The following is a 17,800-nucleotide window of genomic DNA, read 5'->3' as shown; positions in this document are numbered from 1 at the left end:
CTAGTTCTCCCCCTCGTGCGCAGCGGGCAGGTACCGCGACCAGGCGTCGGCCAGCCCGTTCTCCCCGTTGACCATGTAGCCCTTGGCCGACGTGCCGCTGTGCTTGAACGTCTTCGTCCGCACGCCGTAGGCACGCAGCTCGGCCGACAGCGCGCGGGCGTTCAACGGCTTGCCGTGGAAGTCGGCCCAGGGCGACTCATCCAGCTCGTGGAGGGCCAACAGGATTTCGACCGTGGTCATCCGGTCGGTGTGCCGCTCGGTGAACAGCGTCCGCAGGTCGGAGAGCAACCGGACGCCGTCCGACACGGGCACGGCGGTGGCTTCGGCGACGAAGTACCGGCACGCTGCTCGCGCGGTCTCCGGCCAGTGCCCACCGGCCGCGTCGGCGATCGCAAGCAGCGGCTCCCAGATTTCCGCCGGTCGGTCGGTGACGCCTTCGGGCATGACCGGCGTGGCCGTGCCGACCTGCTCACCGACGCTGGCCATCCACTCGGCGAGCGCTTCACGGATCGGTGCCGACTCGATGGCCACCAGGCGTTCGCGGAAGGCGTCCACACGCTCTTCACGACGTCGGCGACGCAGGTTGATCGTGATGGCGCGGGTGGTGATGGTGGCGGGCATCCCGCCGGCGATTCCGGCCAGCGCGGCGGGCGCGTAGACCGCGAACCGCTCCACGACCATGTTGTTGGCGTCGCCCTTGCACCTGGCGACCGTGGCGGACCGCTTGTAACCGGCGTTCAGGAGCGCCCGGAGGTCTTCGTTGCCGCTGCCGTTCCGGGTGAAGATCGCGTCTACCTCATCGAACAGGATGGTGATCGGCGCGTTGCTGACCATGCGGAACAGCGCGGCCGGACTCGCCGAGAACGTCATCTCCGGCGACTTGACCAGGTACTGGGCGACCTCCAGCACGCGGGTCTTGCCCGATCCGGGTTCAGCGGACGACAGGACGAGCCGCGGCGTGACGTAGAACTGCTCCACGGCCCACGTGTGGGCGTACCAGAGCGCCAGCATCGGGGCGCAGTGGTCGTGGGGGAACGCCGAGAAGCGGGCCAGGAAGTCTCGAACGTCGTCCAGCACCTTCGCGCCGTCGAGCTGGCGGGCGGTGCCGGTCGTCGTCTCCGGCGTCAGCAGTCGCAGCCCCGGCCGTTCGACCTCGTGGTGATCAGTCGCCGTGGTGCCGGCGGCGGTGCTCATGCCGTGTTCCTTCCCGGCCTGGTGCTCGACGGTCTCCCAGGTGACGAGCGGCGAACCTGGGTTGGCGAAGTGCGGAGCGTTGCCGTTCACGCGGCCACCGCCAGCCGCGTGGTGCCGTCGTGACGGGCGCAGCGCACCCACGACGTGTCCGGCAGGCGCGCGGCCAACTCGTCGGCCAGCGGGTGGACGAACCGCACGAGCGCGGTGCACCCGGTGTGGCCGCACGGGAGGTCGCTGACGAGCTTGCGCTTGGCGGACAGGCAGAACGGCTGGTGCCCGACGATGTGCGGGAGTTGGTCCGGCGCGGTGGCGACCGCTCGTGCACGCTCGCGGTGGCCAACCTGGGCGTCGGCCCAGTCGGCGGCCACGCGCTGTGCGATGGCGTGCGCCGTGGACTCCTCCAGCCGCGCCAAGGCGACCAGCACCAGGGCGGCGGGCTTGCGCGGGTCGGAGTCGGCCAGCGCGATCCACTCCGGGCTACCGGCCAGCGGGATGAGGCTGTGCGGGCCGGTGAGCGGACGGCGCGGCGCGGCGGCGTAGGCGCGGCGCAACAGCGGTTCGACCCACTGGCGAACGGCGTCGAGGTCGAACCTCGGTGCACGGTTCCACGGGCGGACGGCGTCCGGGTCGCAGAACGGGCGTCGGGCCTGGGTGCTCATAATGACCCTTCAGTGACTGTGTGTGACGATGTGTGGGTGCGCGGGGCCGGCACGAGCACCAAGAGCCCGGTGTCGCGTCGGTCGCGCGGAGCGGTGTGGGGTTGAGTTAGCTCGCCGGGATCGAGTTAGGTTCGTAACTCGTGCTGACTGGCGGCGTGATCATGGGGTTGAGCTGGAGTTAGTTAGCCGGTTAGCCGGGTTAGGTCTCGCTGGAGACGTCCTGTTCAGGGCCGCTCCGGAGACCTCCGGAGAGGTCCGCGAGACCTAACCCGGTGGCGGTGGCGGCTAGTCCTCGTCGTCCAGGTCGCGGGTGGAGCGCTTCGCCAGCGCTTCACGCACCGTGACCGGATCGACGGGGTAGCGGTTGCCGGTCGAGGGCACCTTGACGCCCTGGTCGGCCAGCAGCTCGCGCAGTTGCTTGCCCGTGAGCTTGCGGTACGGAGCCCAATCGGGTGCGAGCTTGGCCAGCAGCGCGGGCACGTCGGCGGCGGGCACGGTGTCGTGGCCCAGCACCTCGGACACGTCCTCCAGCAGGTCACGAGCCGCCGGTGGCGCGGCACGCTCCGGCGTGCCGACCACCACCGCCGGGTGGACCTTGGCCATGGCGCGCTCGATGACGTCCGTCGCGGCGTCCCACCCGGTGTCGTCGTTGACCTGGATGAAGAACCACTTCAGCACCTCGAACCGCTCGGCGGTCGCGCCGGTGAGGATCGATGTCCCCCGGTCCTTGCCCGGACGCAGCTCGGTCGCCCGGATACCGGCCTGGAACGAGCCGTCACCGAGGAACCCGTCGTTGCTGCGCCACGACTTGACCGCGAAGCAGGCGTTGAGCTGCACCAACTCCACGATCTTCGGCGGGATGGCGTCGGCCCGTGACGACTGGGTGTCGAAGCCGAGGATGATGCCGGTCTTGCGGGCACGGCGCAGCGTCTGCACCGCCAGTTCCGCGGCTTCCTCGCCCTGGGCGCTGCCGAACAGCTCGTGGCACTCGCTGAACAGCGCCACGATCGGCCGCAGGTCCGGGTGCTTCTCGGCCAGTCCGCGCGTGACCTTCTTCGCGCCCAACTCGGCAAGCCGTGCCTCACGGCGGCCGACCTCGTCGTACAGCTCCCTCAACGACTCCACCGCCGAGTCCACGACGGACGCGTCGGTGCCGCGCTCGTAGCGCGCGAGGCGCGGCTGGTAGGCGTCGAAGTCACCGTTGCCCGCGAAGACGAACACCCACAGTTCGGCCAGCGGGTCCAGGGCCGCGCCGAGCATGAGCACGCGGGCGGCGTTGGACTTGCCCTGCCCCATCATCCCGCCGAACACCACGTTCGCCGAGACCAGCGGAGGCTGAACCACGTCACCGCGCTGCGACACACCAAGCGGCACGCCGGTGAACACGTCGGCGGTACCGGCGTTGAGCAGGGGGTACGGCGGTGCGGCCTTGGCCGACAGGCCAGGGTCGGCCACCCACAGGTCCACGAACCCGGCGCGCTCCGCCGCGTTCGGCCACACCTCCATCGGGTCGCGGTGCAGGTTGCGCGCGAGCACGTCCCGCTTGTCGCTGATCATGTCCGGCGTCACGCCGAGCGGCAGGGAGAACGTGGCCTGGTAGCCGCGCTGGTTCACCCGTACCGGCGGGGTGGCGAACTCGACCGTCCAGCCCGCCTTGATGGCCTTGTTCAGCGCCGGGATGCCGAGGTGCACCAGGGCTTCGCCGATGCCACCAGGGGTGACGACGCGGTGCGTCTCCTCCCGCTGCGTCGGCGACATGGCCCAAGCGGGCACATCGGTGGCGGATGCTCCGGCGCGATGTGCGGCCAGCAGCCACACGGCCGGAACGCCGATGATCGCAGCCTGAACACCGAGCATGACCACGGTGCCGATGACGTCGCCGGTGGCGGTGACGAAGCCCCACCACTCCGACCAGGTCCAGCCGCCTTCCCACAGGTGCACGGCCACACCCAGCATGAGCAGCACCGCGAACAGCACGATCACGGCCAGCAGCACGGTGCGCACCAGCGCCAGCACCGTCCGGGGAGCACCCGTGATCCGGTCGCGCCGGTCGGCCTTGGCTTGTCGCAACCGGTCCTGCCACTCGGCGATACCGGCCGCGTCGCCCTGCGCCCGTGCCGCCGCGATGCGCTCCCGGTAGTGGGCGTAGGTCGCGGCCTGCACCGCGTGCGTCAGCCACTGCTCGTGCCCGCGGTACACCCGGTACCCGGCACGCATGACCGACTTCCCGAACGCTGTCGCCACCTGCCGAGCGACCTCGGCCCGCGTGCGGGCGTCGGTGTCGTCGGCCCGCTGGCGCGCCAGCTCGGCTTCACGCTCGGCCGTCAGCAGTTCACCGGTCACCGCCGTGTCCGGTTCCACGTCGGCACCGGGCGCGATGGTGCGGGTGGACTCGGCGCGGCGCAGCGGCACCACGTTGCCCATGTCGTCGCCGATCGGGTTGGGCGTGCTCATGCGGTCACCGCCTGACGGGGGTCGTCGTCACCGGGGTCGGTGTCGGTCGGGAACAGCACGCGGTGCACCTCGACCGCGACCGCGCCGCGGATGCGGAGGAACTTGCGCACCTGGGTCTGCGAGGGGCGGGTCGGAAGCTCCCCGGCGTCGATCGCGGCGCGAACCTTCGCCGCGTAGGTCGTCACCTTGTCCGTGATCTCCACCGGGAGCGTTTCCGCACTACCCGCCCCCTTCCGGGCGCTCCGGTCGGTGCTCGGACGTGGTGCGGGGAGAGCGTTCAGGTACTCGCTGACCTCCGCCGTCCAGTCGTCGTCGGAGTCGGTGACGGGAAGACCGGGAACGGTGGTCGGCACCAACCGGGCACGTCCCCACCGACGCCGGTACGCGACCAGTCCGGGCTGGTGCACGAGCGTGGCCGTACCGTCTTCGGACAGCTTCGCCACCGCCTGGTCCAGCGCGGCGCGACGCACCGCCAGCACCCGACGAGCGGCCTGCCGGTCGAGCCGCTGGGCGTCACGCTCGGCGCGGGTACGGCGCTTGCGGGCGGGGGAGGCGGTGACGAGCTGGTGGACGACGACGCCACCGACCGACACCAACGCCATGACGATCCCGTGCATGACGTTCGGTGCGTGGGTGTAGTTGAGGATCGCGGCGACCGCGGCGAACACCCACGTGCCCACGTGCAGCCACCCGGTCGAACGGCCCGCCCGCTGCGCCATCGGCACCGCGAACGCGAACGTCCACATCGCCCCCTCGGAGAACAGCGGCAACAGCGTCCCGACCGGCCCGAACACCTCGCGGCCGTACTCGGCCATCGCGGTCCACGCCAACACCGCCGGAACCACGATCACCGGCACGAACAGCAGGTCGAGGGTGTGGGCGCGCAACCACCCGTTCAACGCCGTCCACAGCGCGGCGCGGCGGGCACGGGCGGCGTTCTTCCGGGCCTCCGCCAGCTTGGCCGCGGCCTCTTGATCGGCGCGACGCTGCTCGAACAACAACGCCTGGTCCGCGCGACGCTGCTCCGCAGCCACGATCTTGTCCGCGCGTCGGTTCTCGGCCCACGTGCTCATCGAGTCGCCTCCTGACGGCGCAGGTACAGCGGGGAACGGGAGAACGAGCGGTCACGGTGCCCACGGATGGTGCGGCGCAGCAGAACCGCCAGCACGACGGCGGGCACACCGACCGCGACCATGACGGCCGTCGTGTTGTCGGTCTGGGTGATCACGGCCCACTGCGCCAAGCCGATGAGGCCGGCGGTGAGGAGCAGCTTCCACAGCAGAACCACCGCGACCAGCGCCAGCGCGACGGCCAGCAGCAGGACGGGAACGGGCACGGTGGTCATGCCGTCACCTGCCCGCACAGCAGCGGCGTGGCCGTGATCGCGTTTTGCCCGAGCACCATGCACCGCAGGTCGAGGTCGTGGGGGATGACCGGGGCCTCACCCAGCAGAGCGGCACCGGCGGCGGCGAGGAACACGCGGTTGGTGGCGTCGCTGCCCTTCTTGAACTGTGGGGCCTGGTAGAGCAGGTAGGCGGCCGACCACCATGCCGACCAGTCTCCGGGCTGTGCCGTGGCGAGCACGAGCATGGCCTCGTGCAGCGCCCGGCGGCGCTGCTCGCTGTCGGCGGTGACGACGTAGAGCAGGTCACCGGTGGTCTCGACCTGAGTCGTGCCACGTCGGGCCAGCAGACGCGCGGCGTGGCGCGTGGCGGCGTGGCGGGCGGCCTCGCCGCGCAACAGCCTGTTGCCCCACATCCGCCGGCCGGTCACCGGCAGCGCCACCGGGTTGCGCAGTACGTCCGAGTCGGGAGCCTCGACCGCGAACCGCGCCAACGCGGCCCGGCCGTAGACGGCCAGGATTCGACTGGCCGGCGTGTCGGTGCCACCGACCCACCGACCGGTGCCGGCGTCCCAGCGGGCACCGGCACGCATCCGGCCCACCTCGCCGATGCGGTCGTGGTTCGGGCCGCCCTGCTCCAACGTCACCGCGAACCGATCCGCTCCCGGACGACCGGCGGCGTCGTAACGGGCATCGCCGGCGGTGGCGGCCAACGCGCGTCGCCACCGCACCACCGCGTCGTAGGCCAGGGTCAGCATCCGGACCCGGTGCGCGGTGGAAGGCAGCGCCAGGGCGGCGGCCACTCGCGGCAGCATCGTTCGCGCGGCACGGGCCTGCTCGTGGGCGAACGCCCGTACCCGCGCCTCATCGGCGGTGCCACGCAACGCCAGGTCTGGCGTCGGGAAGTGCGCGGCGGTGAAGTCCGGGGTCGTCTGGTGCTTCGATGCCCTGTCGGACATGCTGGTGCTCTCCTGCCTGGTTTCCTGGGTGCTGGAGACCTGGACCGGCGGTGTCTTCTTGGCCGGAGTCGGCCGCCGGTCCGAGGTGTTCTGGAACGCGATGCGGCGGCTCATCACGCCACCGCCGTGATCAGCGCGGCGACGCCGAGCCACAACCAGTGCCAGGACTGGTCGAGCGCGTACGCGCCGGTGCCGAGCGAGGGGTTGTCGTCGCGGCCGGGACGCGGCACGCCGAGCGTGACGAACTCGCGGTGACCGGTCAGAGCGGCGAGCCGGGCTAGGGTGTGACGGCGGTCAGCCCAGTAATGGGTCACGGCGGACACGAGCTGACCCGTGACGAACCCGAACGGAGTGATCGGCAGACCCAGCAGCCACCACAGCAACGCGACTGTCCCCGCCGTCACCAGCGTGTAGGACACCACGTGTCGAAGGCAGGCCCGCCGACCCGCATTCGAACGCTGCCCCTTCTGCGCGGCCTGTGCATCGCTTTGCACCCAGTGATCGGCCACGTTGTGCGCCACCAACAGCGCGGGCAACGTCGAGGCGAACGTCACGGCGGTGGCCAGCGTGTCGAGCTGCATCACGCCGCCTCCGTCCGGGCCGCGCTCGCAACCGAGCCGTGCACGCGGAGCACCCGCACGATGCCGTCGAGCTTGCGTTCCGCGGCCCGCCGCATCGTGCGCTGGTGCGTCGGGCCGTCCACGAGCGCCAACATGGCTGCGGCCAGCTCCGCCGACTCGTCGGCCAGCTCGTCCGCGACGTCCCTGATGAGCACGTCGATCGCGTCTTCCGTCAGCCCGTCCGGGCTGAACTCGTTGTGGTCCACGAGCTTCCTCCTGTGTGTTCGTCGCCACAGCGGCGACAGGAAGGAAGCTAACAGTTGAATGGTAAGCAGGTCAACTGTTAGGTCCAGCAAAGTGGACAGAAACGCGCCAACCTGCACAAACACTGGTCAGAGTGCTGTTAGGCCGCTGGTATGCTGCCGTTCTAAGTCAAGCGATCCGGAGGTGGCATGTCTGGCCAGGGACCACGCGTCTCGCGTGGTGAGTCCTTGCACCACCAGGTGGCGCGGAACATCAGGAACCAGATCGCCGCAGGTCTGCTCCGTGACGGGCAACCACTGCCATCCACCCGTGAGCTGGCCCAGCAGTGGGGCGTCAGCGTCTTCACGATCAACGAAGCCATGAAGCTTCTCGCCAGCGAGAACGTCATCATCAGCAAGCCGCGGGCGGGACGCGTCGTCAACGCGCCGGACCAGGCCGCGCACGCCGACGTCCGGGTGCACACACCCCGCGTGCTGCTGGTCGGTGGCTACGCGGGCAGCGGCAAGACCGAACTCGGCCGCGTGCTGGCGCGCGAAACCGGGTGGCCGATGCTCGACAAGGACACGCTCACCCGTCCAGTTGTCGAGGCGGCGCTTGAGATTCTCGGGTGCTCTCCGCACGACCGGGAATCGCCGGAGTACGTGTCCCGCATCCGTCCCCGCGAGTACGAAGCGCTCATCAACGCGTTGGTCGAGAACGTCCAATGCGGCAACAGCGCGATCGTGACAGCGCCGTTCATCAAGGAGTTCAAAGACCTCGCCTGGCTGAACAGGATCGAGGCGACTTGCAAGGACATGGGCGCGGAGGTGTCAATCGTGTGGGTCTACTGCGATGCGGACACCATGCACACCTACATCCGCCACCGTGGAGCGGCACGGGACGCAGCCAAGCTTGCCAATTGGACTGACTACCTCTCCGGCATCAACGTTGACTTCCGTCCGCCGGTTGAACACTCCGTCATCGACAACAGCGCTTCGGGAGCACCGTTGCAGGATCAAGCGCGGGAGCTGGTCAAGGCTGTGACCAGCAACGGCTGACGGCAGGTCGCTGTCCGAAACGAACCGACGCCTTGCTGGAGGAGCGATGCAGGTACTGGTCAGCAGCGAGCCTGACGACGAAGTGGGCGTGGAAAAGCTGTCCAGCCTGAACGGCGTCGAGGTGTGCACCTACGACCCGAACGTCTCCGAGCTGACGGCCCAGCAGCGCAAGTCCGAGATCCTGATTCCGCCGTACCGAAGCAGTCACCGCCCGATCCCACTACTCGATCAGTTGTCCAACCTCCGCATGGTGCAACTGCTGTCCGCAGGTGTAGACGAGTGGTCGTCGCACGTTCCGAATAACGTGCTCCTGTCGAGCTCCCGTGGTGCCCACGCTGGTCCGGTATCTGAATGGGTGCTATCCGCCATTCTTGCGCAACTGCGTCAATGGCCAACCCTGGTTAAGTTCCAGGACGCAGGAGAGTGGGCGCACCGTAGGTTCCAGGCGGACACGCTCGATGGCAAACGTGTCCTCATCGTGGGTGCCGGACATATTGGGCTTGCAGTGGCGAACCGTCTCGCGGCCTTTAACGCGACATCGACGCTTGTGGCGAGTGTTGCACGTGAGGGCGTTCATGCGGCTTCTGAGCTTCCGGGCCTGATCGCAGGGCACGATATCGTCGTCATTACTGCACCCCTGACTGCTGAGACCCGGGGACTCGTGGATCAAGCCTTTTTGGCTGCAATGAACGATGGTGCGCTGTTGGTGAACGCTGCACGTGGTCAAATCGTAGAAACGGACGCTCTGATTGTCGAACTCCGAGATGGCAGACTGCGCGCTGCTCTAGACGTGACAGACCCGGAGCCGCTGCCGGCAGGCCACCCATTGTGGAGCTGTCCAGGGCTCATCATCAGTCCTCACTCCGCACGTACGGTTCCGGGCACCAACAGCCTGTGCTACTCGGTGGCTGTGGAGCAGATCCGGACCTTGGCCGCTGGTGGTGTGCCTTCCAACGCCGTGCAGCGGTGACGCCTACGCGAGACGGATTTGGGCAGCTAGCGTACGGTCGCCTCCAGTCTCGGTAACTTCGGTAATTTCGGTAATTTCGGTAACCGCGCTGGTCAGCGCCTTGCAGATCGGTAACCGGACATAGCTGGGTTACCGATTGGGAAGTAACCGGACCGGTGGAGGGTGGGCTTGGCCCCGCTGTGCGTTGGGGAGTCCGCAGCGCGCCGCCTAGTTACCGTTCGATCGGTAACCCGATCTTGATGGGTTACCTTCCGGCAAGGCGCTGACCGGCTCGGTTACCGAAGTTACCGAAGTTACCGATCCTGAAGACAGCGACGGGCGGACTGGCGTCAGCGAGGCTTCCCAACGGATCTGTCGAGCGCTCGCGACGTGGTGTGGAAGTTGCCGGGGTCGCCCGCGGTGCCTGTGCCGGATGCGTACCGAGGTGATGACGCTGTGAGCCGTAAGCGCTGGTCAGTAAGGTTCATGCGGGAGTCTGGGGATCAGTCGCTATTACTCTAAGAAGTCAGTCAGCGAAGGGCGGGGCGAGGTTGGGTGTTCGTCAGACGAATGGCTGATATTTGTGGCCTTCGATCGCCCGTGCTCTTGGGCGGAGATGCCTGGTATTTGATATGCAAGCAGATTCGGGCTCGGGGCTGTTGAATTGGGCAGATCAGGGCGAAGGTTCGGAGGACATGTGAGGGGTGAAGTGGATCTGGAGATCGCGGTGGCGGAACTGGGTGGCGGTGCCTGAAAGGCGGACCAAGCCTGCGGCATAGGCCCAGTCGAGGAAACGGTCGGGGCGGAGAGGTAGGTGACCGACGCGTTGCAGAGCGCGCACCGCGAACATGTACCGCGGCAATACAGAGCCCCCTCTTGCTGCGTCTATAGGCCTGATCACAAGTCCGATCGCGAACCCGATCGCGAACCCGAATGCGAACCCGAATGCGAAATCGACCTTCTGCTCGAACGTGAGCCCGAACGTGAGCCCGAACGTGAGCCCGCCCGCGAGCCCACTTACCAACTCGCTGGCGATGTTCTGGCGGAGCGGTTGGCTGGGACGGACTGCTGTGTCCTGGATGCCGGTGAGTCCGATCATGAGCCCGAAGACGAGCCCGCCCGGAAGCCCGAATGCGAGCCCGAACGAGACCCCCATCGTGAGCACGCGTATGAGCGTGTCCATAAGCTTGTCCACGACCACGTCCAAGAACCCGAACGCGAGCCCGAACGCGACCATGGTCACGATCCCGAACGCTATCCCGACCACGAGCCCGAACGCGAACCCTGCCACGAGCCCGACCACGAGCTGCCGGATGAGGTGGCGTCGTCCGCTGGGCTCGCGCAGCCTGTTTAGGTCCAGTCGGCGTGGGGTGTCCTGCAAGCCTGCACGGTATGTGAAAGCGGTCAGGAACAGCGCGCATAACCCCAGCCCACATACAAGGAACAACTCAAATTCATTGGTGGGGAGGTAATGACCGTTGGCGGCTGCGTAGAAGGAAATAACGCCGGCTAGAGGCAGTCCGCCGAGAAGGGCGAGGGCCGTGGTGGCCTGGCGTCGGATGCGGCGGCCAGGTGGAGTGCCGGTAGTGGCCCAGAGTTGGTGGAGATGGAGGTCGACGCCGGAGTGGCCGCGGTGGGACATGACGGTGAGGTGGCGGGCGAGGGTGGACAGCCAGCGGGTGACGTCGTGGGGGTGGTAGTGGGTGCCGTCGGGACGGGCGTGGTGGCGGGTGAGCGCGGGGACGAGCTGGTCGAGCAGGTGGCGGTCGAGGGTGTCGGGATCGAGGTCGCAGAGTTCGGCGGGTCTGGTGTCGGGGTCGGTGTAGACGGCGCAGGCCAGGTAGAGGCGCAGCGGGGAGGACAGGCACGTGGCCAGGCGGCCCCTGGGATGTTGCCGGATGGTGGTGAGCACGCGTCGCCAGCGGGGGTGGACGCCGTGCGGGCCGCGCGGGTCAGGGAAGCGGTGGGCCAGCCAGTCGATGACCTGGTCGGTGTCGAGGGGTTGGACCAGGACCGCGGTGGCGTCCTGCACGACCGCTGGGGCCGGGCGCCGGCCGGTTGGGTCGGGGGTGGGGTGGGTGAGTTCGCGGTAGCGGGGATTGCGGCAGGTGAGCACCAGCGGGCCAGCGGGGGCGTCGCCGGTGGGCTGGTTGAGCGCGTCGAGGACGCGGCGGGCCCGTCGAGGCGGGGTGTGGTCGGGGTCGATCTCGTCGAGCCCGTCCAGGACGGGCAGTACCCACCCGTTGGCGACCAACGCGCGGGCCAGCGCGGGCGCGACCCCGTAGACCGCACTCAAGTGTCCGGCGATCCAGGCTTCGAGCCGCTCGTGCAGGACCGACGGGGTGCAGGGCTGCTCGGGCAGTGCGAAGGAGGACAGACTCAACCGCACCGGCACCCGCACACGTGCGGTCGGGGTGCGGTCCAGGGTGTTGCGGGCGTCGGTGGCAAGGTCCAGCAGCAGCCGTAGTGCGAGCACGGTCTTGCCCGCACCTGGTTCGCCCAGTACCACCAACCGCCCCAGCCCCAGCGACCGGTAGTAGGCGGCGACGTCGTCCAGGCTTCCCGAGGCGCTGCCGCCGTCGGCACGCCACCACACCTCGGCCGCCTCCGGCGCGACGAACCCCACATCGGCGGGGCGGGCCCGGCCGGTGTCGCCCAACAGCCGCGCCAGGGTCGCGGCCTCGCCCTTGACCACCGCGCGCAGCAGATCCCGCGCCGCGGGTACCAGAACCGCCGGATCATCGGTCCGCGGCCGTGACCGCCACGCCACGAACAGCGACACGGTCCCGACCACGAGACTGAGCCCGCCCACCGGCAGGGCCAACACGTTGGCGATACCGGCCCCGTCGTCACCGGTCCTGCTCATCAACCACGCGGTCGGCCACACCGTCCCGACCAGCACCAACAGCACACCGAACGCAGCCCAGCCCTGCGCCCTGACGGACCAGGTTCGAGACCCCATCCGGCCATCCTGCTCCATAGGCGGTTTCGACGTGCACCAGACCCACACCACCAGCCCGAGTACGACAGGATCGGAATGGGCAGAACAAGACGCAGTGCTCTCCCCGGTGCACGGTTGTCGCCAGGACTCGCGAGTGGCTCACATCTCCAGCTGCAGGCTGAACAGCCCATGCCAGGCTGCGCCTCGCCTGACGCTGCGGACAAGCGCCCGGGGAAGGCTCCGGCATACCTCCGTGCCGAGTGTGTACCGAAGTGGCGGTGCCGAGGATAGTAAGCGCTGGTCAAGTGCAGCCCTCGTGGGAGTCTGTAAATCCGTCGCGAAAGCTACAGAGGTTCGAATCCTCTACCCGCCACAACAGCGAGGATCCCTGCTTGCGGAATGCGCGAGCAGGGATCCTCGCTTTTTGTCGTCCGCAGGCGCGCCCCCTCGCAGCCCCGTCGAGCGTGGGCGGAGGGCGTGAGGTGTGGGCTCGGCACGGGTGAGGCCGGCGCGCAAGCGCTTCCTCTCGCTTGCGTGCCGGCCTCGAGTGCAGCATAACCCATATCGAACGCTTGTTCGAGGGTTAAGCGATCGCGGCGCGCCCGGCTTCGGTCAGTTCCGCGTCCGTGCGCTCGTCCAGACCCACCACGCGTCGCGCCCGCAGCAGACCCGCGTGCACCAGGTCGTGCGTGACCATCTGGTCGCAGCACGGCAACCCGTCCACGTACAGGTCCGGCTCACGGCCCCCCGACAGCTCGGCCCGGCCGGCGGCGACGGCGCGCAGCATGGCCTTCGCCCGCCCGGACAGCTCCCTCGCAACGCTCATGGCGACCCCCTCGCCCGTCCTTCTCATGACCCGCTTCCTTGTCGTGTAGGAGGTCTGGACCTGTCCGTGGAGTACCCCGCCGGGGCAAGTTCACCCGGCCGGCGGTAGCCGTTCGGCTACTCCACCCGGTCGAGCGCCCCGGTCGAGGCTCAGCGGGCGGGCGTCAGAGGGGGCGGAGCGTCAGCGGGCGGGGCGGCGTTGCCAGGTCGTCCACAGCGGGCGGTAGCCGTGCGAGTACCAGAACGGGGTCGACAGCGGGTTCGGCAGGGCGTGGTGCAGCAGCGTCACGCCGACGCCCGCCTCGTCCAGCCGCCGGTGCGCGTGGTCGGCCAGGGCCGCGCCGACGCCACCGCCCCGCACGTCCTCCCGCACGCCCAGCTGCCCGAGGTACGCCACCGGCCGCACCGACGTCCGCCCGGCGATCCAGTCCGAGTGCCCCGGCAGGTCGTAGTACAGGAACCCGACGACCTCGCCGTCGCGCACCGCCAGCCACCCGCACGGCTCCGGCCGCCCCAGCAGCCCGGCGATGTGCTCGCGCAGCCGCTCGCGGCTGGACGGGCGGGCGTTGACCATCCCGAACCGGCTGTCGAACCGCACCGTCTCCAGGTTCAGCGCCACCGCCACGTCGAGGTCCGCCGGCGTCAACGGCCGGATCGCCACCCCCGCGCCGCCGTCGCGCCCGCGTCCGGGCAGCCGGGCCGCGGTCACCAGCAGCGGCGCGAAGCCGTGCGCCGCCAGCACGCCCGCGGCCTCGACGGCCCGGCTCGGCACGGTTACCAGCGCAGCCGTGTCGTGGTCGCCCGCGCCGCTCAGCGGCCACTCCCGCAGCAGCCGCCCCAGGTCCGCCCCCGGGTGCCAGCGCAACGAGTGCGTGCGCAACGCGCCCCAGGTGGCGTCCAGGCTGTCCTCGGGTACCTCGGCGAACGAGTACGGGTCGTCAACGGGCGCGATGTCGGGGAGCAGCGGGTCCACACCTGTCAGCTAACCGGTTCCGGACGTACATTGCCCACCGTGGAGATCTACGTGGTCGACGCCTTCACCGACCGCGCCTTCGCGGGCAACCCGGCGGGCGTCGTGCTGCTGGACGGCCCGGCGGACGAGCGCTGGATGCAGTCCGTCGCCGCGGAGATGAAGCACGCCGAGACCGCGTTCGTGCGGGTCGATCACGAGGACGGCCCGCTGCCCCTGCGCTGGTTCACCCCGGTCGCCGAGGTGGACCTGTGCGGCCACGCCACCCTGGCCACCGCGCACGTGCTCGGCGGCGACCGCGCCTTCACCACCCGCAGCGGCGTGCTCACCTGCACGGCCGACGACGGCTGGGTGGAGATGGACTTCCCGGCCGACCCGGCGGAGCCGATCGAGGTCACCACGCCGCTGCGCGCGGGCCTGCCCGGGGTGACGGTGCGCGCGGTGGCCCAGGCCGTGTCCGACGTCCTCGTGGAGGCGGACTCGGCCGACGAGGTCCGCGACCTGCGCCCGGACTTCGCCGCGCTGGCCGAGGTGCCCGGCCGCGGCGTGATCGTCACCGCACCGGGCGACCGGCCCGGCCTGGACGTGGTGAGCCGGTGCTTCTACCCGTCCTACGGAGTCCCGGAGGATCCCGTAACCGGTTCCGCGCACTGCACGCTCGCCTCCTGGTGGGCGCCCCGGCTCGGCCGCCCGAACCTGCTGGCCGAGCAGGCGTCGGCCCGCGGCGGGCTGGTCCGGGCCACCCTCGACCAAGATCGCGTACGGCTCGCCGGACAGGCCGTGACGGTGATCCAGGGCCGACTGATCGTGTGAGTCACCCGGCGACTTCCGGTGGCATTCCGCTACACGACCTGCCATTTCGTCCCCCGACCGGGGTACATTGGCAGCCTTGGAGGGGTCCTGGTCGGTCTTCGGGACCCCTCAGTCACGCCCGGAGCCCGTAGGCCGCGACCCGGCCCACCGCGACGACGGCCGACGAGGAGGCTCGATGTCCGACCACGCGTCGGCCACGGCGCCCAGCGCGCCGACCCGGTCCACGAACCGCGCCTTCAGCGTGTTCGCGGTCCTGCTCCTCGTCGCGGGTGCGCTGTCGGCCTACCTCGTCGGCAAGTGGCTGCCCGACACCGAACCGGACGTCCGCCTGCTGTGGACCGGTCCGCTGCTCGTGGTCGGCTTCCTGCTCGCCGAGCAACTGGCCATCAACGTCGACGTGCGCAGCGGGGTGGCCTGGACCATCTCGTTCACCGAGATCCCGCTCGTGCTCGGCCTGCTGGTCGCGCCGTTCGAGATCGTGCTCGCCGCGCACGTGGTCGCGGGCGTCGGCACGCTGCTCGGCCGCCGCGTGCTCGACCGCGCCGTCTACAACGCGGGCCTGATGTTCATGGAGATCTCGGTGGCCTTCGCGGTCGCCGAGCTGGTCAACCGGCTCCTCGGCGCGGGCGGCCCGTTCTGGGCGGGCGCGTTCGTCGGCACCATCGCGGTGCCGCTGCTGGCCAGCGTGCTCGGCCTGACCGCGCTGCGGATCATGGGCAAGGGCATGCGGGTCGCGCCGAGCCTGCGCCTGGTCGCGCAGACCCTCGTGGTGGCGCTGCTGAACACCTCCGCGGGCCTGGCCGGCTACGAGATCGCCGACAAGGCGCCGTGGGGCGGCCTGCTCATCGGCCTGGTGTTCCTCGGCATCACCGCCATCTACCTCGCCTACTCCGGGCTGCTGCGCGAGCAGCGCGACCTGGAGGCGCTCAGCGAGGTCTCGCTGCGCGTGGCCCGCTCCGGCCGCCACGCCACCGGCCCGCACGGCTCCGCGCCGGACGAGGACGACGGCTGCGGCGAGGACGACGACTGGCAGGCCATCGCCGAACGCATCCGCGAACAGCTCAACGCCAACCGCGTCGTGCTCCGGCTGCGCACCGACCCGCAGACGCCGATGCGCACGCTGGTCGCGGGCGAGCCGCTGCCCCAGGGCATGCGCCGCGACGACCCGCGCGTGCTGCGCGACGACGCCATGCTCCAGCTGCCCGGCGCGCAGGTGCGGTACTTCCGCAGCTCGGAGGCGGGCGAGGAGGTCGCCGAGGCCCTGACCCGCCGGGACGCGCAGGAAGCCCTGGTCGTGCCGCTGCGCGGGGCGACCCAGCTCCTCGGCGCGATCGAGGTGCACGACCGGCTCAGCCGGTGGCGCGGCTTCGGCAAGGCCGACATCCAGCTCCTGCGCACGCTCGCGAGCCACCTGTCCACCGCGGTGGACAACCGCCGCCTGCTCGCCCGGCTGCGCCACGACGCCTACCACGACCCGCTGACCGGCCTGCTCAACCGGCCGGGCTTCCGCGAGGCCGCGAACGGGCCGATGGCCGAGGCCGACACGGCCGTCGTGGTCCGCATCGACCTGGACGTGCTGTCCACCGTCTCCGACGCGCTCGGCCAGGCGTGGGGCAACCGGATGGTCGTGGCCGCCGGCCGCCGGCTGCGCGACGAGCTGGGGCCCGAGGTGCCGCTGGCCCGGCTGGAGGGCGGCGCGTTCGCCGCGCTGCTGCTGGACCGGCAGGCCGAGCAGATCCAGGAGATCGCCGAACGGCTGCGCGCCGCCCTGTCCGTGCCCTACCCGGTCGACCGGCTCACCGTGGAGGCGGGCGCGGTCGTCGGCTGGGTCACCACCGCCGACTGCGACGTCGAGGACCCCGACCCGGACGCGCTGCTGCAACGCGCCGACGTGGCGGTCCGGGCCACCAGCGACAACGAGCCGCTGCGCCAGTACGCGCCCAGCATGGGCCAGATCTTCCTGCGCCGGTTCCAGCTCGTCACCCAGTTCCGGTCCGCCCTGGAGAACGGCCAGATCTCCGTGCACTACCAGCCGAAGGTCGCCCTGCCGAGCCGCCAGGTGGTCGGCGCGGAGGCGCTGGTGCGCTGGAAGCACCCCGAGTTCGGCCGCGTGGACCCGGACGAGTTCGTGCCCGCCGTCGAGGCGACCGGGCTCGTCGACGTGCTCACCGACTTCGTCATGGACACCGCGCTGGCGCGGGTGCGCCTCTGGATCGACCGCGGGCTGCGGATGTCGATCGCGGTCAACCTGTCCGTGCGCACGCTGGCCGACGAGGAGTTCCCGGACCGGGTGGCGGCGGCGCTGAAGCGCCACGAGGTGCCGCCCGAGCTGCTGACTTTCGAGCTGACCGAGTCCGGTGTGATGGCCGACCCGGAACGCGCGCTACCCGTGCTGCGGCGGCTGCACCAGATGGGCGTCGTGCTCGCCGTGGACGACTTCGGCACCGGCTACTCGTCGCTGGCCTACCTGCGGCAGCTCCCGGTGGACGAGGTGAAGATCGACAAGAGCTTCGTCCTCGGCATGGGCACCGACCTCGGCGACATGGCCGTGGTCCGCTCGATCGTCGAGCTGGGCCACTCGCTGGGGCTCACCGTGGTCGCCGAGGGCGTCGAGGACGACGCCGCCCGCGACCAGCTCGTCGGCATGGGCTGCGACGTGGCGCAGGGCTACCTGATCTCCCGGCCGCTGTCCGAGGACCGCTTCGAGGCGTGGCTGCGGGCCCGAACGGTGCAGGTGAGGGGAGCCCGGGATGAGACGGTGCTCACCTTGGTGCACTGAAGGGCACCCCCGATTTCCATCCCGAGGCGGCCCTGTTGTAGAGTTCTCCTCGCT

15 protein-coding genes are annotated in these 17,800 nt (G+C 70.1%); 4 read left to right on the top strand and 11 right to left on the bottom strand.

Going from position 1 to position 17,800, the window contains the following annotated elements:
* The 8 genes from ACWEFJ_RS00435 to ACWEFJ_RS00400 all read right to left on the bottom strand — a co-directional run bounded on the left by ACWEFJ_RS00435 (position 1) and on the right by ACWEFJ_RS00400 (position 7,434).
* On the bottom strand, positions 1-1,284 hold the full coding sequence (locus tag ACWEFJ_RS00435; protein ID WP_449712481.1) for a DUF3631 domain-containing protein: 1,284 nt from the start codon (positions 1,282-1,284) through the stop codon (positions 1-3).
* Positions 1,281-1,853 (bottom strand): DUF2742 domain-containing protein, encoded by a 573-nt coding sequence (locus ACWEFJ_RS00430; protein WP_449712480.1) that lies wholly within the window; start codon positions 1,851-1,853, stop codon positions 1,281-1,283. Before ACWEFJ_RS00430 ends, ACWEFJ_RS00435 begins: the two co-directional genes overlap by 4 nt.
* A gap of 285 nt (positions 1,854-2,138) precedes the next feature.
* Positions 2,139-4,307, bottom strand: coding sequence for an FtsK/SpoIIIE domain-containing protein (locus tag ACWEFJ_RS00425; RefSeq protein ID WP_449712479.1), 2,169 nt, complete (start codon positions 4,305-4,307; stop codon positions 2,139-2,141).
* A complete protein-coding gene (locus tag ACWEFJ_RS00420) occupies positions 4,304-5,380 on the bottom strand; it encodes a DUF2637 domain-containing protein (RefSeq protein ID WP_449712478.1) in 1,077 nt (358 codons plus the stop codon). Before ACWEFJ_RS00420 ends, ACWEFJ_RS00425 begins: the two co-directional genes overlap by 4 nt.
* Positions 5,377-5,652, bottom strand: a complete 276-nt coding sequence (locus ACWEFJ_RS00415; protein WP_449712477.1) for a hypothetical protein — start codon at positions 5,650-5,652, stop codon at positions 5,377-5,379. The genes ACWEFJ_RS00420 and ACWEFJ_RS00415 overlap by 4 nt, the downstream gene beginning before the upstream one ends.
* Entirely contained in the window at positions 5,649-6,722 is a 1,074-nt protein-coding gene (locus ACWEFJ_RS00410; protein ID WP_449712476.1) for a hypothetical protein, read from the bottom strand. Before ACWEFJ_RS00410 ends, ACWEFJ_RS00415 begins: the two co-directional genes overlap by 4 nt.
* Positions 6,722-7,189: a DUF3307 domain-containing protein gene (locus ACWEFJ_RS00405; RefSeq protein ID WP_449712637.1), complete on the bottom strand. Its 468-nt coding sequence runs from the start codon at positions 7,187-7,189 to the stop codon at positions 6,722-6,724. Before ACWEFJ_RS00405 ends, ACWEFJ_RS00410 begins: the two co-directional genes overlap by 1 nt.
* Complete coding sequence (locus tag ACWEFJ_RS00400; protein WP_449712475.1) at positions 7,189-7,434, bottom strand: hypothetical protein; 246 nt, start codon at positions 7,432-7,434, stop codon at positions 7,189-7,191. Before ACWEFJ_RS00400 ends, ACWEFJ_RS00405 begins: the two co-directional genes overlap by 1 nt.
* A 225-nt stretch (positions 7,435-7,659) precedes the next feature.
* On the opposite strand from ACWEFJ_RS00400, the gene ACWEFJ_RS00395 reads away from it, so the two are divergent.
* The gene (locus ACWEFJ_RS00395; RefSeq protein WP_449712474.1) at positions 7,660-8,469 is read left to right on the top strand and encodes a GntR family transcriptional regulator; all 810 of its coding nucleotides are present in this window, start codon (positions 7,660-7,662) and stop codon (positions 8,467-8,469) included.
* A gap of 46 nt (positions 8,470-8,515) precedes the next feature.
* Positions 8,516-9,439, top strand: coding sequence for an NAD(P)-dependent oxidoreductase (locus tag ACWEFJ_RS00390; protein WP_449712473.1), 924 nt, complete (start codon positions 8,516-8,518; stop codon positions 9,437-9,439).
* A gap of 652 nt (positions 9,440-10,091) precedes the next feature.
* Here ACWEFJ_RS00390 and ACWEFJ_RS00385 read toward each other — a convergent pair.
* From ACWEFJ_RS00385 to ACWEFJ_RS00375, 3 genes are all read right to left on the bottom strand, one after another.
* Positions 10,092-12,329: an NACHT domain-containing protein gene (locus tag ACWEFJ_RS00385; RefSeq protein ID WP_449712472.1), complete on the bottom strand. Its 2,238-nt coding sequence runs from the start codon at positions 12,327-12,329 to the stop codon at positions 10,092-10,094.
* A 613-nt stretch (positions 12,330-12,942) separates the two neighbouring features.
* Positions 12,943-13,185, bottom strand: coding sequence for a hypothetical protein (locus ACWEFJ_RS00380; RefSeq protein WP_378087414.1), 243 nt, complete (start codon positions 13,183-13,185; stop codon positions 12,943-12,945).
* 180 nt (positions 13,186-13,365) lie between these two features.
* The gene (locus ACWEFJ_RS00375) at positions 13,366-14,157 is read right to left on the bottom strand and encodes a GNAT family N-acetyltransferase (RefSeq protein ID WP_378087412.1); all 792 of its coding nucleotides are present in this window, start codon (positions 14,155-14,157) and stop codon (positions 13,366-13,368) included.
* Between the two features lie 39 nt (positions 14,158-14,196).
* On the opposite strand from ACWEFJ_RS00375, the gene ACWEFJ_RS00370 reads away from it, so the two are divergent.
* Together ACWEFJ_RS00370 and ACWEFJ_RS00365 are read left to right on the top strand one after the other, a co-directional pair.
* Positions 14,197-14,967 carry a PhzF family phenazine biosynthesis protein gene (locus tag ACWEFJ_RS00370; protein ID WP_378087410.1) on the top strand — a complete coding sequence of 257 codons (771 nt, stop codon included), beginning with the start codon at positions 14,197-14,199 and terminating at the stop codon, positions 14,965-14,967.
* 175 nt (positions 14,968-15,142) lie between these two features.
* A complete protein-coding gene (locus ACWEFJ_RS00365) occupies positions 15,143-17,746 on the top strand; it encodes a putative bifunctional diguanylate cyclase/phosphodiesterase (protein WP_378087408.1) in 2,604 nt (867 codons plus the stop codon).
* Positions 17,747-17,800 lie beyond the last annotated feature (54 nt).

Source organism: Actinosynnema sp. NPDC004786, assembly GCF_053601135.1.
The sequence above is the reverse complement of the archived record's forward strand: the minus strand, read 5'-3'. Positions and strand labels throughout refer to the sequence as shown.